Consider the following 13,731-nt stretch of genomic DNA (forward strand, 5'->3'; position numbering starts at 1 on the left):
CGCACCCCCCCAAACCCCCGCCGCCCCCCCCCCCCCCCCCCCGGGGGGGGGGCCCGGTGCCGTTCCGTCCCCCCGGGGTGCCCGGGGTCAGACGGTCTCGGGTACCCGGAGATGGGCGAGGACGAGGTCCATCTCGGCGACGTCGAGGATGTCGATGCCCATGGTGTCGACGGCCCGTTCCCGGAGCATGCGCGCCTGGTCCCGCGTCCCCTCGAGGTGCGCGCGGTCCTCGAAGACGACCGTGCCGACGGCGCGGGCGCTGTCCCGGTCGACGAGCAGGCTCATGCTGCAGAAGCCGGGCAGCTCCTGGAGGCGCGGCATCAGGGTGGAGCGGTACATCTCGAGGATCTGGTCGACCCGGGCCGGGTCGCCGCGGCTCCAGGTGAGCCGCGCGCAGGCGCCGTCCGCGGCGGTGTGCTCCCGGTGCAGGACGGCGATCTCCCACTCCTGCACCTCGGGGTCCTCACCCGTCCCGAAGCGCTCCACCAGGTGCTCGCGCAGCGGGTGCACGCGCTGGGCGCTGGCTCGCATCGCCTCCCGGTCCTCCCACGCCGACGTCGCGATGCACCGGCCGGACTCCCGGTCGCACATCATCGACAGGCCGACGCAGCCGTCCATGTCCTGCAGGGCCGGCCACACCTCGTCGCGCACGTACGCGATCGCGTCGTCGAGCGAACCGGGGTTGGCGCGGATGGTGGTGGATCGGGCGTACATGCCGCCCCCCTCTCGGACCGGCGGCGGTGCCCCTGCGGCATCGCCGCGCGGTCGAGCGTCCTCCCGCGCCCGGCGCCGGACAAGGTCCCCGGCGCCGCGCGGGACCCGGTCCTCCGCCGGAGGACCGGGTCCCGGTGCCTCAGGTGTTGTCCGACCGGCCGGTCAGCGCGTCGCGGAGCCGGTCCACCATCCCGACGCCCGGTCCCACGGTCTTGTGGAACAGCGCGCTGTGCGGCGACGACGGGTGCGGCCGGGTGGGCGCGGCCTTCTTCGCCGACTCCACCTTCCGGCCGATCTCCACGAGCTGGTCCGGGCTCAACCGGGCGCGCAGCTGGGGGAACTGCTCGGTCTCCTCGTCGGTGACGTGGTGGCGCAGCACCTGCTCGAGGCGGCCGAGGGTCTCGAGGAACCGGGGGTCGGCGGAGTCGACGTCCTCGAGCTCCTTCATCACCTCCACCAACTGCTGGTGCTCCTGGATGTCGTCCTGCACCGCCGCCTCGCCGTCCGGCAGGTGCTCGCGCATGGCCGGGTAGACGAACATCTCCTCGGCGACCGAGTGCCGCATCAGCTCGGCGATCACGGTGTCGGCCATGTCCCGCCGCTCGGCGGGATCGGCGGCCGGGATGCGGCCGACGAGGTCGAGGACCTCGTGGTGGTCGGTGGTCAGGATCTCGACGACGTCCTGGTTGCTCGTACTCGCGGTCATCGGGCTGCCTCCGGGCCGGAACGGTGCCGGGCGGCTGCTCACCCGGCACCGCGGTCCTACCCGGGTGGCGCTGCCCACACCCCCCGCACCGGCCCCGGGGAGGCGTGTACAGTGGGTCCTACCGACGCGGGGTGGAGCAGCTCGGTAGCTCGCTGGGCTCATAACCCAGAGGTCACAGGTTCGAATCCTGTCCCCGCTACCACGGCACGAGGGCCCCGGAGCAGACGCTCCGGGGCCCTCGTCGCATCCCGGGGTGGTCGACGGGAACAGGGCGGGCGCCGGCCCGGTTGCGGAACGGCATGGAGCCGACCGTGCAGGACGCCCCCGAGTCCGAGCGTTACGAGATCCGCGACGGCGACCGCCTCCTGGGGCTGGCCGCGTACTCCCGGCGGGGTGCGCGGGTGGTCTTCACCCACACCGAGATCGACCCCGACGCCGAGGGGTCCGGGCTGGGCGGCAGGCTCGTCCGGGCGGCCCTGGACGACGTCCGGTCGCGCGGGGAGACGGTGGTGCCGCGCTGCTCGTTCGTCCGCGGCTGGATCGAGCGCCACCCCGAGTACGGAGACCTGGTCGACCGCGGCGACGCCTGACCCGCGGAGGGTCGGGCGCCGGCCCGTACACGGGTGTGTTGCCCGTCACACGGCGTCCTCTCTAGGTTGACGGTCACTGCTGACCGCTCGACGAGGAGGTCGCCCGTGAGCGTCGAGGCCCCGATCCCCCAGACAGAGTCCGGTGCGGAGGTCGCCGACCCCACCGACGTCGACCCCACCGACGTCGACCCCACCGACGTCGACCTCGGCGACGTCGACCTGTCCGACCGGGACTGGTGGACCCGCCCGCCGGCCGAGCGGCACGCGGCCCTGGACCGGCTCCGCCGGGAGCGGCCCTTCGCGTTCTTCGCCGAGCCCGACCTGCCCGGCATCCCGGCCGGCCCGGGTTACCACGCCGTCACCCGCTACGCCGACCTCGAGGCGATCAGCTCCCAGCCGGCGGTGTTCTGCTCGGGGCAGGGCGCGGTGTCGATGCAGGACGTCCCGGCCGAGCTGCACGAGTTCTACGGCTCGCTGATCAGCATGGACGACCCGCGGCACGCCAAGATCCGCCGGATCGTCTCGAAGACGTTCACGCCGCGGATGCTCGAGCGGACCCTGGACTCGGTGCGCGCCGTCGTCGACGACGTCCTGGCGCGGGCCCGGGTGACGGCTGCGGCCCACGACGGCGTCATCGACGTCGTCGCCGACATCGCCGCCCCGATCCCGCTGCGGGTCATCTGCGACATGATGGGCGTCCCCGAGGCCGACCGGGCGGCCGTGCTGGCCAACTCGAACGTCATCCTCTCCGGCGGCGACCCCGAGCTCATCGAGAACGACGACCCGCTGACCGCCTTCCTCACCGCCGGCGCGGAGATGGCCGCGCTGATGGAGCGGCTGGCCGCCGAGCGCGTCGCCGAGCCCCGGGACGACCTCACCACCGCGCTGGTCACCACCGAGGTGGACGGCGAGAGGCTGTCCCACCAGGAGATCGCCTCGTTCTTCATCCTGCTGCTGGTGGCCGGCAACGAGACCACCCGCAACGCCATCTCCCAGGGCCTGCTGGCGCTGTCGGAGTGGCCCGAGGAGCGGGCGCGGTGGGCCGCCGACCCGTCGCTGGACCGCACCGCCGTCGAGGAGGTCGTGCGCTGGGTCAGCCCGGTCACCTGGATGCGCCGCACCGCCACCCGGGACGGCGAGATCGGCGGCCACCGGTTCACCGCCGGGGAGAAGTTCCTGCTGTTCTACGCGGCGGCCAACCGCGACCCCGAGGTCTTCGCCGATCCGCAGCGCTTCAACATCGGCCGCGACCCCAACCCGCACGTCGGGTTCGGCTCGAAGGGCCCCCACTTCTGCCTCGGCGCGCACCTGGCCCGCCGCGAGCTGCAGGTGACCTTCCGGGCGCTGTTCGACCAGCTGCCCGACCTCGAGGTCACCGGCCCGCCCGACCGGCTGGCGTCCTCGTTCGTCAACGGCCTCAAGCGGCTGCCGGCCCGCCTCGGCGGGACCCGCTGATGCGGGTCACCGCCGACCGCGAGCTGTGCGTGGGCTCGGGGCAGTGCGAGCTGCTCGCCCCGGACGTCTTCGAGGTCGACGACGACGGCGCGGTGCGGGTGCTGCAGGAGACGCCGGACGACGGGGACGCCGCGCGGGACGCCGTGCAGCAGTGCCCGACCGGGGCGCTGTCGATCGCCGGCTGAACGCCCTCAGGCGGAGAGCGCGGTCCCGGCGCCCGGCGCGGTGAGGTCCGCGGCCAGCCGGTCGAGCGGGACGTCGAGCGTCCGGGCCAGGGCGGCGACGGTGAAGAACGCCGGGGTGGGCACCCGCCCGGACTCGATCTTCCGCAGCGCCTCGAGGCTCACCCCGGAGGCGGCGGAGACCTCGGCGGGGGAGCGGTCGCCCCGCGCGGCCCGCAGCAACGCGCCCAGCCGGCGGCCGCGCTCGCGCTCCTCGGGGCTCAGCGGCGGTCGCACCATGGCGTGATAGTAATACCGGGATATGAATCCCGGTGCTGCCGGGACACCGATCCCGGGAGGACCCAGATGATCGAGCTGCGCACGCCGGGCGAGCTGGAGGCCATGCGGGCCGCCGGGGCGGTCGTCGCCGACGTGCTCGCCGCCGTCCGCGCCGCGGCCGCCCCCGGTGTCCGGCTGACCCAGCTGGACGGGGTGGCCCGCGACGTCCTGGCCGACGCCGGCGCCGGCTCGCCGTTCCTCGGCTACGCCCCGCACGCGACCACCCCGCCGTTCCCGGGCGTGGTCTGCCTGTCGGTCAACGACGTCGCCCTGCACGGCATCCCGACCACCCGGGAGCTCGAGGAAGGCGACCTGCTGAGCGTGGACGCCGGCGCCACCCTGGACGGCTGGGTCGGCGACTCGGCGATCACCTTCCCCGTCGGCACCGCGCGGCCCGAGGACCTCGCGCTCGTGGCGACCGCCGAGCGGGCGCTGGCGGCGGGGATCGCGGCGGCGGTGGTCGGCAACCGGGTGGGCGACGTCTCGGCGGCGCTCGGGGCGGTCGGGCGGGCGGGTGGCTGCGGCATCAACACCGACCAGGGCGGGCACGGCGTCGGCCGCACCATGCACGAGGCGCCGCACGTGCCCAACGAGGGCCGCGCCGGCCGCGGCGTGCCGCTGCGCGCCGGGCTGGTGATCGCGATCGAGCCGTGGTTCCTCGCCGGCGGCAGCGACGACTACCGGGTGGACGCCGACGGTTGGACGCTGCGCAGCGCCGACGGGAGCCGGGCCGCGCACGTCGAGCACACGGTCGCGGTCACCGAGGACGGCCCGAGGATCTTGACCCTTCCGCGCTGACCCGCCCCGCGCTGAGGCCGTCAGGCCAGCGCCTGCTCCAGGTCGGCGAGCAGGTCGTCGACGTCCTCGATGCCCACCGACAGGCGCACCAGGTCGCCCGGCACCTCAAGCGGCGAGCCGGCGGCGCTGGCGTGCGTCATCCGGTGCGGGTGCTCGATCAGCGACTCCACCCCGCCCAGCGACTCGGCCAGCGTGAACAGCCGCGCCCGCTCGCAGACCCGCAGCGCCGCCTCCTCGCCGCCGGCCACCCGGAACGACAGCATCCCGCCGGAGCCGGACATCTGCTTGACCGCGATGTCGTGGCCGGGGTGGTCGGGCAGGCCGGGGTAGAGCACGCGGGACACCGCCGGGTGCCCGGTGAGGTACTCGGCGATCCGGGCGGCGTTGGCCTGGTGCCGCTCCATCCGCACGCCGAGGGTCTTGATCCCGCGCAGCACCAGCCAGTCCGACAGCGGGCCGGACACCGCGCCCATGGCGTTCTGGTGGTAGGCCAGCTGCTCGGCGAGGTCGGCGTCGCGGACGACGAGCGCGCCGCCGACGACGTCGGAGTGCCCGCCGAGGTACTTCGTCGTTGAGTGCACGACGACGTCGGCGCCCAGGGTGAGCGGCCGCTGCAGGTAGGGGCTGGCGAAGGTGTTGTCGACGACGAGCAGCGCGCCGGCCTCGTGCGCCACCTCGGCGGTGAGCGCGATGTCGGCGACGTTGAGCAGCGGGTTGGTCGGCGTCTCGCACCAGATCACGCGGGTGGCGCCGGGCCGGATCGCGGCGCGCAGGGCGTCGGGGTCGTTGAGGTCGACGGGGGTGTGCTCGACGCCCCAGCGCGAGACGACCCTCGAGATCAGCCGGAACGTGCCGCCGTAGGCGTCGCCGCCGAGGACGACGTGGCTGCCGGGCTCGCACACGGTGCGCAGCAGGGTGTCCTCGGCGGCCAGGCCGGAGGCGAACGCCAGGCCGGCGGTGCCCTCCTCGAGGGAGGCCAGCAGCTGCTGCAGGGCGTCGCGCGTGGGGTTGGCGCTGCGGGCGTACTCGTAGCCGTTGCGCAGCCCGCCCACGCCGTCCTGCTTGAAGGTGGTGGCCAGGTGCAGCGGGACGACGACGGCGCCGGTGGCGGGGTCGGGGTCCTGCCCGGCGTGGATCGCGCGGGTGTCGAAGCCGGAGAACCCGGTCACCGGGTCACCCCCGCCAGGTGGCCGAGCACGTCCTGCCGGGTGACCACACCCGCGGGCTTGCCGTCGACGTGCACCACCAGCGCGTCGGCCTCGCCGAACTCCGCCACCGCGGCGCTGACCGGCTCGCCGGAGCCGATGATCGGCAGCGGCGCGGACATGTGCCTCTCCACCCGGTCCGCCAGCGAGGCGCGGCCGGCGAACAGGGCGTCGAGCAGCACCTTCTCGTCCACCGAGCCGACGACCTCGCCGGCGGTCACCGGCGGCTCGGCCCGCACGACCGGCATCTGGCTGACGCCGTACTCGCGCAGGATGTCGATGGCGTCGCGCACCGTCTCGTTCGGGTGGGTGTGCACCAGCACCGGCGTCGCGCCGTCCTTGGCGGCGAGCAGCTCGCCCACCGTCTCGCCGGTGGCGACGTCGAGGAAGCCGTAGTCGGCCATCCACCGGTCGTTGAAGATCTTGTTGAGGTAGCCGCGGCCGCCGTCGGGGAGCAGCACCACCACGACGTCGTCGGGCCCCAGCTCCTCCGCGGCGCGCAGCGCGCCGGCGACGGCCATCCCGCAGGAGCCACCGACCAGCAGCCCCTCCTCGCGGGCCAGCCGGCGGGTCATGCGGAAGGAGTCGGCGTCGGAGACCGGGACGATCCGGTCCGCGACCGAGCGGTCGTAGGCCTCGGGCCAGAAGTCCTCGCCGACGCCCTCGACCAGGTAGGGCCGTCCGGTGCCGCCGGAGTACACCGACCCCTCGGGGTCGACGCCGACCACGCGGACGCGGCCGTCGCTGACCTCCTTGAGGTAGCGACCGATGCCGCTGATCGTGCCGCCGGTGCCGACCCCGGTGACGAAGCAGGTCACCTTCCCCTCGGTCTGCTCCCAGATCTCCGGGCCGGTGGTCTCGTAGTGCGAGCGCGGGTTGGCCGGGTTGGCGTACTGGTCGGGCTTCCAGCCGCCGGGGGTCTCGCGGGCCAGCCGGTCGGAGACGGAGTAGTACGACCGCGGGTCCGACGGGTCGACGGCGGTGGGGCAGACGACGACCTCGGCGCCGTAGGCCCGCAGCACGTTGATCTTGTCCTGGCTGACCTTGTCCGGGCACACGAAGACGCACTCGTAGCCGCGTTGCTGGGCGACCAGCGCCAGCCCGATGCCGGTGTTGCCGCTGGTCGGCTCGACGATCGTCCCCCCGGGCCTCAGCTCCCCGCTGGCCTCGGCGGCGTCGACCATCCGCACGGCGATCCGGTCCTTCACCGACCCGCCGGGGTTGAGGTACTCGACCTTGGCCAGCACCAGCGGCGCGTCCGGGCCGAGGTCGGCGGTGACCCTCGACAGCCGGACCAGCGGGGTGCCGCCGATCAGGTCGACCACGGACTCGGCGTACTGCACGCGGACCTCCTCGTCGGCGCTCCGGGTGGGCGCCGTGTGTCCCATCCCACCACCCCGACGGCTTCCCGGCTGCGCCGCCGTCCCCTCCGCGCCCCGGGCCGGCGGCCGTCGTCGGCGGGTTCCCGCCCGCGTCCGTCCGCCGAGGCGCGTGTCGCCGCCGGCCGGCCCGGGCAGGGCTGCGGCATGACCGCGCCCCTCCCGTCCGCGCCGCTGACCGGCGGCGGCAGCATGCCGCTGCTCGGCTTCGGCACCTGGCAGATGACCGGCAGCACCTGCTACGACGCCGTCCGCACCGCCCTGGACGCCGGCTACCGGCACCTGGACACCGCGACGATGTACCGCAACGAGGCCGAGGTCGGCCGGGCGCTGCGCGACTCCGGCGTCGACCGGGACGAGGTCTTCGTGACCACCAAGCTGCCGCCGCGCGAGGCGGGCCGGGCCGACCGCACGCTGTCGGCGTCGCTGGACGCCCTCGGCCTCGACGCGGTCGACCTGTGGCTGGTGCACTGGCCGCCCGGCGGCTCCGACGAGGGCCTGTGGGAGCGGTTCGTCGCCGCCCGCGAGGACGGGCGGGCCCGGGCGGTCGGGGTCAGCAACTACTCGCTGGACGCGGTGGACCGGCTCGCCCGGGCGACCGGCGTGGCACCGCAGGTGAACCAGGTCAGCTGGGCACCGGCGCTGTACGACCCGGCGGTGGAGGACGGGCACCGGGAGCGCGGCGTCGTCCTCGAGGGGTACAGCCCGTTCAAGAACACCGACCTCGGCGACCCGGTGCTGCGGGAGGTCGCCGACGCGCACGGCGTCACCCCGGCGCAGGTCGTGCTGCGCTGGCACGTCGAGCACGGGGTGGTGGTGATCCCGAAGTCGGCCACCCCGGAGCGGATCCGGGCCAACCTGGAGATCGGCGGTTTCGCGCTGTCGGCCGAGGAGGTCGCCCGCGTCGACGGCCTGGCGCGCGGCTGAGAGCTACCCGGCGTCCACGGCTCCGGCGTCCACGGCTCCGGCGTCCGGGGCCGTGGCGACCGGGCGCCGGGGCTCGCCGGCCAGTGCCGGCCGGACGTCGATCAGCGGGGCCACCAGCCCCGTCGTCGGCCGGGTCACCGGGGTCAGGGTGGGGGCCGACGTCCGCCGCCGGGAGCGCAGGGCGGTGAGCAGGTCCAGCGCCGCCAGCACCGAGGCGCCGACGAGCACGTTGCGCAGCCGGCGCTCCCGCTCGCCGCGCCGGTTCTGCAGGGCGACGCCCATGACGGCCAGGTCGACGGCGTCGCCGGCGACGCGGGTCCACGCCCAGCCGGGTCGGCCGGCGAGCAGGCCGGCGGCGTGCGCGAGCTCCCGGGCGCCGACGGCGGTGACCACCGGCAGCGCCACGGGGGAGTCGTCGACGCCGGCGAAGCGGGCGACGGCCGTGGGCGAGGCCAGCATCGAGGTGCCGAGACCGAGGCTGGCCAGGCCGAGCAGCCGGGCCGTGCGGCGGGCGGGGCGCGCGCTCATGGGGTCCTCCCGGGGTCGGTCGCCCGGGCGGCTACCCGGGCGCCCGGCGCGGAAACGGCCGGTGGCGGGGCCGCTCGCGGCGGGACGAGGATGCGGGGCATGACTGCTCCCGCCGGTACCCGCACGCTCGGCCGGAACGGCCTGGTCGTCTCCGCCCTCGGCCTGGGCTGCATGGGCATGAGCCAGATGTACGGCGCCGCCGACCGCGACGAGTCGATCGCGACGGTCCACCGCGCGCTCGACCTCGGCATCACCTTCCTGGACACCTCCGACGTCTACGGCGACGGGCACAACGAGGAGCTGGTCGGCGAGGCGATCCGCGGTCGGCGCGACGAGGTGCAGCTGGCGACGAAGTTCTCGCTGCGGCGCAACGACCGCGGGGGCATGGACATCGACGGCCGGCCGGAGAACGTGCGCGCCTGCGCCGAGGCCAGCCTGCGCCGGCTCGGCGTCGAGGTGATCGACCTGTACTACCAGCACCGGGTGGACCCCCGCGTGCCGATCGAGGACACCGTCGGGGCGATGGCCGAGCTCGTGCAGCGGGGCGAGGTCCGGTACCTCGGCCTGTCGGAGGCGTCGGCCGCGTCGGTCCGCCGGGCGGTGGCCGTGCACCCGATCGCGGCGCTGCAGAGCGAGTGGTCGCTGTGGACCCGGGACCTCGAGACCGAGGTCCTGGGCGTCGCCCGCGCGGCGGGCATCGGCATCGTGCCGTTCAGCCCGCTCGGCCGCGGGTTCCTCACCGGCGCGATCACCAGCCCCGACGACTTCGCCGACGACGACTGGCGGCGCACCCACCCGCGGTTCACCGGGGAGGCGTTCGCGGCGAACCTGCGCCTGGTCGACGCCGTCCGCGCGATGGCCGGGGAGAAGGGCTGCACGCCCGGGCAGCTGGCGCTGGCCTGGGTGCTCGCGCAGGGCCCCGACGTCGTCCCGATCCCCGGCACCAAGCGGCGGTCCTACCTGGAGGAGAACGCCGGCGCGCTCGCCGTGGAGCTGTCGGCCGACGACCTCGCCCGGCTCGGCGAGATCGCCCCGCCCGGGGTCGCCGTCGGCGGCCGGTACGCCGACGCCGGGTACGCCTACGGCGACAGCCCGGAGCGCGCCGCGTGAGCGACCCGGCGTGCGGTGTCGCGCACGGGGCACCGGCCGCCCCCGCGACCGACCGGGTGCTGGTGGCTGTGTTCGCCTCCCCGGTGGCCGAGGTGCTGCTGCGCTGGGGCGCCGAGCTCGGCTTCCGCACCGCGCTGGTCGACCCGGCCGGCGGGGACGGCACCCGCTCGCTGGCCGACCTCGAGGACGCCCTCGACCTCGACCGGGCCGACGTCGTCGTCACCGACCACCACCGCCCCGAGCTCGGTGAGGTGCTGCGCGACGCGCTGGCCCGCCGGGTCCGCTGGGTCGGCGTCATGGGCAACCCGCGGCACCAGGGCCCGCACGTGGCGGCGCTGGCCGCGCTCGGCGTCCCGCCGGAGGAGGTGGCCCGGGTGCACCGGCCGATCGGGCTGGACATCGGCTCCCGCGCGCCGGCGGAGATCGCGCTGAGCACGCTGGCCGGGCTGCTGGCCGACCGCACCGGCCGCTCCGGCGGGTTCGCGCACGGCCCGCGGTGAGCGCCGTCCTGCTCGGCGCCGACCTCGGCACCAGCGGGCTCAAGCTCGTCGCGCTCGGCGAGGACGGCGGCACCGTCGCCGAGACCGAGGCCGGCTACCCCGTGGACAGCCCGCGGGAGGGTTGGGCCGAGTGCGCCGTCGGCACCTGGCGGGCGGCGTTCGACGACGCGCTCGCCCGGCTGCTGCCCGCGCTGGGCGGCCGGCCGGTGGCCGGGCTGGGCCTGTCCGGCCAGATGCACGGCACGGTGCTCGTCGACGACGCCGGCGCCGCGCTCGCGCCCGCGGTGCTGTGGCCGGACCGGCGGGCCGCCGCGGAGGTCCGCCGGTGGCGGGCGCTGCCGGCTCCCGACCGCGCCGCGCTGGCCAACCCGCTGGTGCCGGGCATGACCGGCCCGGTGCTGGCCTGGCTGGCGGCGCACCGGCCCGACCTGGTCGACCGCGCCGCGGCCGTCCTGCTGCCCAAGGACGCCCTCCGCGCCACCCTGCTGCCCGGCACCGACCCGCGGGTCACCGACCGCAGCGACGCCTCGGCCACGCTGCTGTGGGACGTCGTCGCCGACGGCTGGTCCGCCGCCGCGCGGGCCGCGGCCGGGGTGCCGCCGGGCTTGCTCCCGGCGGTGCGGCCCTCGGCGGAGGTGGCCGGGACGGCGGTGCTCGGCGGGGCGGAGGTCCCGGTCGTCGTCGGCGGCGGGGACACGCCGCTGGCGCTGCTCGCGGCCGGCACGACCGCCGGGCTGCAGGTCAACCTCGGCACCGGCGCGCAGGTGCTGCGGCCCGGCTGGACGCCCGCACCGGCCGACGACCCGCCGGTGCACGGCTACGCCGACGCCGAGGGCGGCTGGTACGCGATGGCCGCGCTGCAGAACGGCGGCTCGGCGTGGACCTGGGTGGCCGGCGTGCTCGGCGTCCCGCCCGCCGACCTGTTCGACCTGGCCGCGACGTCGCCCCCGGGGGCCGGGGGAGCGGTGTTCCGGCCGTTCCTCACCGGCGAGCGCGGCGGGGTGGCCGGGCCGGAGGACCGTGCCGGCTGGTCGGGCCTGGGCGCCGGCACCACCCGCGCAGACCTCGCCCGGGCCGCCGTCGAGGGGGTGCTGTCGGCCGTCGCCGCGGCGGCCGCGCTGCTCGGGGAGGTGCCCGGGGGCCCCGTCGTCCTGACCGGGGGCGGGGGGCGCGCGCCGCTGGTGCGGGAGACCCTCGCCGGCCTGCTGGGCCGGCCGGTGAGGTACCTGCCGCTGCGCAGCGCGTCGGCGGTCGGGGCGGCGCTGCTGGCCGGGCGCGGCACCGGCCTGCCGGTCGAGCCGCGGCGGGGCTGACCGGCCGCATGGAACGGTGCCGGCCCGGGCACCGTTGACCGGGACGGAGGGCCCAGGACGGGCCCCGGCGAGAGGAGGCACGCGAGATGGCGTCGGTGTTCGACAAGGTGGCCCAGTTCGCCCGCAGCCCGAAGGGTCAGCAGACCCTCAAGCAGGTGTCGGCCAAGGCCCAGCAGCTGGCGAAGGACCCCAAGACCAAGGCGCGGATCGACGACGCCCGTCGCCGGTTCACCGGTGGCCGCGGCACCGGCGGCGGCCCGCGCCCCACGGCGTAGCCCCGGACACGGAGGCCCCTCCCCGGGATCGGGGAGGGGCCTCCGTCGTCACCGGGCGGCGGGGTCGGGCAGGCGCAGGTGCGCCAGCGCGGCGTCGTGCAGCGCGCCGTTGGTGGCGAGGGCGCTGCCGCCGGCCGGCCCGTCGGCGCCGGTGAGGTCGGTGAACCGCCCGCCGGCCTCGCGCACGATGACGTCGAGCGCGGCGAGGTCCCACAGCGACACCTCGGGCTCGCAGGCGACGTCGACCGCGCCCTCGGCCAGCAGCACGTAGCTCCAGAAGTCGCCGTAGGCGCGGGTGCGCCACACCGACCGCGTGAGGTCGAGGAAGCCGTCGAGCAGGCCGCGCTCCTCCCAGCCGGACAGGCTGGAGTAGGACAGGCTCGCGTCGCCGAGGTCGGTGATGCCGGAGACGTGGCACCGGGTGGCCGACTCCAGCCGCCGCCCGGTCCAGGCCCCGACGTCCTTGGCCGCCCACCAGCGGCGGTTGAGCGCCGGCGCCGAGACCAGGCCGACGACCGCCTCGTCGCCGTCGAACAGCGCGATGAGGGTCGCCCACACCGGCACGCCGCGGACGAAGTTCTTCGTCCCGTCGATCGGGTCGAGCACCCAGCGCCGCGGGCCGTGGCCGGTGACGCCGAACTCCTCGCCGAGCACGGCGTCGCGGGTGCGGGCCCGGGCGAGGGTGATGCGCAGCTGCTCCTCGACGGCGCGGTCGGCGTCGGTGACCGGCGTCAGGTCCGGCTTGGTCTCGACGGCGAGGTCGAGGGCCCGGAACCGCTCCATGCTGATGGAGTCCGCCTGGTCGGCCAGCACGTGCGCCAGGTGCATGTCCCCCGTGAAGTCCCGGCCCGGTGTCATGGGCACCGAACCTAGCGGGCGGTCAGTCGAAGACCGCGGCACTGACGCCGCTGGGCCCCTCGTACTCCCGGTCCGCGATCTTCTGCAGCGCGTCCAGGACCTCCGCGTCGGCGCCCTTGGCGTGCTCGAGGATCTGCTCCTTGCTGGCGGGGTAGTCCAGGCCCTTGAGGGCCTTCTGGAGGTCGATGGGGCTCACCATGCCGGTGCCGCTACCCCCGCCCACGTGCTGCGATGCACGGATACCGTCGAGGGGATGGACGCGGCGACGATCGTGGGGCTCCTGGCCGACCCCACGCGGCTGAAGGTGGTGGCGGCCCTGGCGCTGGGCGCCGGGACGATCGAGGACGTCGCCGCGGCCTCGGGGCTGTCGCTCAAGGACGTCGCGCTCGCCGCCCGCCGGCTCGCCCGGGCCGGGCTGGTCCGCCGCGACGGGCACGTCCTCGAGCTGCTGACCGACCGGTTCGGCGCCGCCGCCCGCGCCGCGGCGGAGGCGGCACCGGCGCCGGAGCCGCTGTCGGACGACCCGGCCGAGTCCGCGGTGCTCGCCGCGTTCATCCGCGACGGCCGGCTGACCACCATCCCGGCGCAGCAGAGCAAGCGGCGCCTGGTGCTCCAGCACGTGGTGCGGGTGTTCGACGTCGGCGTCCGCTATCCCGAGCGCGAGGTCAACGCGCTGCTGGCGGTCTGGCACCCCGACACCGCCGCGCTGCGCCGCTACCTGGTCGACGAGGGGCTGCTCTCCCGAGAGGCCGGCCTCTACTGGCGGACCGGCGGCTGGGTCGACGTCTAGTCCTCCTGCCGACGCTCGTGCTCTGCACACCCCTGTGGGCAGAGCACGACCGTCCGCGGGACAGGTGCCCCGGCCGGGGACCA

18 protein-coding genes and 1 tRNA gene are annotated in these 13,731 nt (G+C 76.0%); 11 read left to right on the forward strand and 8 right to left on the reverse strand.

Annotation, left to right across the window (positions count from 1 at the left end; all coding sequences use genetic code 11):
• Positions 1-87: 87 nt before the first annotated feature.
• Positions 88-714: an antibiotic biosynthesis monooxygenase gene (locus ACI8AK_RS17560; RefSeq protein WP_387990298.1), complete on the reverse strand. Its 627-nt coding sequence runs from the start codon at positions 712-714 to the stop codon at positions 88-90.
• A 139-nt stretch (positions 715-853) separates the two neighbouring features.
• Complete coding sequence (locus ACI8AK_RS17565) at positions 854-1,420, reverse strand: hemerythrin domain-containing protein (protein WP_456957302.1); 567 nt, start codon at positions 1,418-1,420, stop codon at positions 854-856.
• Between the two features lie 125 nt (positions 1,421-1,545).
• Between ACI8AK_RS17565 and ACI8AK_RS17570 the strand changes: the two genes are divergently transcribed.
• The 4 genes from ACI8AK_RS17570 (at position 1,546) to ACI8AK_RS17585 (ending at position 3,650) form a co-directional block, all read left to right on the forward strand.
• Positions 1,546-1,622, forward strand: a tRNA-Met gene (locus ACI8AK_RS17570).
• 97 nt (positions 1,623-1,719) lie between these two features.
• Positions 1,720-2,010 carry a GNAT family N-acetyltransferase gene (locus ACI8AK_RS17575; RefSeq protein ID WP_387990292.1) on the forward strand — a complete coding sequence of 97 codons (291 nt, stop codon included), beginning with the start codon at positions 1,720-1,722 and terminating at the stop codon, positions 2,008-2,010.
• A gap of 105 nt (positions 2,011-2,115) precedes the next feature.
• Positions 2,116-3,465, forward strand: a complete 1,350-nt coding sequence (locus ACI8AK_RS17580; RefSeq protein WP_456957304.1) for a cytochrome P450 — start codon at positions 2,116-2,118, stop codon at positions 3,463-3,465.
• Complete coding sequence (locus ACI8AK_RS17585; RefSeq protein ID WP_387990286.1) at positions 3,465-3,650, forward strand: ferredoxin; 186 nt, start codon at positions 3,465-3,467, stop codon at positions 3,648-3,650. The genes ACI8AK_RS17580 and ACI8AK_RS17585 overlap by 1 nt, the downstream gene beginning before the upstream one ends.
• Positions 3,651-3,656: 6 nt before the next feature.
• On the opposite strand, the gene ACI8AK_RS17590 is transcribed toward ACI8AK_RS17585, so the two are convergent.
• Entirely contained in the window at positions 3,657-3,926 is a 270-nt protein-coding gene (locus tag ACI8AK_RS17590) for a helix-turn-helix domain-containing protein (RefSeq protein ID WP_387990283.1), read from the reverse strand.
• A 66-nt stretch (positions 3,927-3,992) separates the two neighbouring features.
• Here ACI8AK_RS17590 and map point away from each other — a divergent pair, with 66 nt between their 5' ends.
• Positions 3,993-4,763 (forward strand): type I methionyl aminopeptidase, encoded by a 771-nt coding sequence (map, locus tag ACI8AK_RS17595; RefSeq protein WP_456957306.1) that lies wholly within the window; start codon positions 3,993-3,995, stop codon positions 4,761-4,763.
• A 20-nt stretch (positions 4,764-4,783) separates the two neighbouring features.
• Here the strand turns inward: map and ACI8AK_RS17600 are convergent, their stop codons facing one another.
• Positions 4,784-5,932 (reverse strand): cystathionine gamma-synthase, encoded by a 1,149-nt coding sequence (locus ACI8AK_RS17600; protein ID WP_387990277.1) that lies wholly within the window; start codon positions 5,930-5,932, stop codon positions 4,784-4,786.
• Entirely contained in the window at positions 5,929-7,311 is a 1,383-nt protein-coding gene (locus ACI8AK_RS17605; protein WP_387990274.1) for a cystathionine beta-synthase, read from the reverse strand. The genes ACI8AK_RS17600 and ACI8AK_RS17605 overlap by 4 nt, the downstream gene beginning before the upstream one ends.
• A 183-nt stretch (positions 7,312-7,494) precedes the next feature.
• On the opposite strand from ACI8AK_RS17605, the gene ACI8AK_RS17610 reads away from it, so the two are divergent.
• A complete protein-coding gene (locus ACI8AK_RS17610) occupies positions 7,495-8,274 on the forward strand; it encodes an aldo/keto reductase (RefSeq protein ID WP_387990272.1) in 780 nt (259 codons plus the stop codon).
• Positions 8,275-8,277: 3 nt separating this feature from the next.
• Here the strand turns inward: ACI8AK_RS17610 and ACI8AK_RS17615 are convergent, their stop codons facing one another.
• On the reverse strand, positions 8,278-8,802 hold the full coding sequence (locus ACI8AK_RS17615) for a hypothetical protein (protein WP_387990270.1): 525 nt from the start codon (positions 8,800-8,802) through the stop codon (positions 8,278-8,280).
• A 99-nt stretch (positions 8,803-8,901) separates the two neighbouring features.
• On the opposite strand from ACI8AK_RS17615, the gene ACI8AK_RS17620 reads away from it, so the two are divergent.
• From ACI8AK_RS17620 to ACI8AK_RS17635, 4 genes are all read left to right on the forward strand, one after another.
• A complete protein-coding gene (locus ACI8AK_RS17620) occupies positions 8,902-9,912 on the forward strand; it encodes an aldo/keto reductase (protein WP_387990267.1) in 1,011 nt (336 codons plus the stop codon).
• Positions 9,909-10,412 (forward strand): XdhC family protein, encoded by a 504-nt coding sequence (locus tag ACI8AK_RS17625; protein ID WP_387990264.1) that lies wholly within the window; start codon positions 9,909-9,911, stop codon positions 10,410-10,412. The genes ACI8AK_RS17620 and ACI8AK_RS17625 overlap by 4 nt, the downstream gene beginning before the upstream one ends.
• On the forward strand, positions 10,409-11,725 hold the full coding sequence (locus tag ACI8AK_RS17630) for an FGGY family carbohydrate kinase (RefSeq protein WP_456957308.1): 1,317 nt from the start codon (positions 10,409-10,411) through the stop codon (positions 11,723-11,725). The genes ACI8AK_RS17625 and ACI8AK_RS17630 overlap by 4 nt, the downstream gene beginning before the upstream one ends.
• 86 nt (positions 11,726-11,811) lie before the next feature.
• The gene (locus ACI8AK_RS17635; protein WP_387990259.1) at positions 11,812-12,000 is read left to right on the forward strand and encodes a hypothetical protein; all 189 of its coding nucleotides are present in this window, start codon (positions 11,812-11,814) and stop codon (positions 11,998-12,000) included.
• Positions 12,001-12,048: 48 nt separating this feature from the next.
• Here the strand turns inward: ACI8AK_RS17635 and hisN are convergent, their stop codons facing one another.
• Both hisN and ACI8AK_RS17645 read right to left on the reverse strand, forming a co-directional pair.
• Positions 12,049-12,858 carry a histidinol-phosphatase gene (gene hisN / locus ACI8AK_RS17640; RefSeq protein WP_456951518.1) on the reverse strand — a complete coding sequence of 270 codons (810 nt, stop codon included), beginning with the start codon at positions 12,856-12,858 and terminating at the stop codon, positions 12,049-12,051.
• A gap of 22 nt (positions 12,859-12,880) precedes the next feature.
• On the reverse strand, positions 12,881-13,057 hold the full coding sequence (locus ACI8AK_RS17645; protein ID WP_387990253.1) for a DUF2795 domain-containing protein: 177 nt from the start codon (positions 13,055-13,057) through the stop codon (positions 12,881-12,883).
• A gap of 54 nt (positions 13,058-13,111) precedes the next feature.
• On the opposite strand from ACI8AK_RS17645, the gene ACI8AK_RS17650 reads away from it, so the two are divergent.
• Entirely contained in the window at positions 13,112-13,648 is a 537-nt protein-coding gene (locus tag ACI8AK_RS17650) for a DUF2087 domain-containing protein (RefSeq protein ID WP_387990250.1), read from the forward strand.
• The last annotated feature ends 83 nt before the right edge of the window (positions 13,649-13,731 follow it).

The organism is Geodermatophilus sp. SYSU D00867 (genome assembly GCF_054050315.1).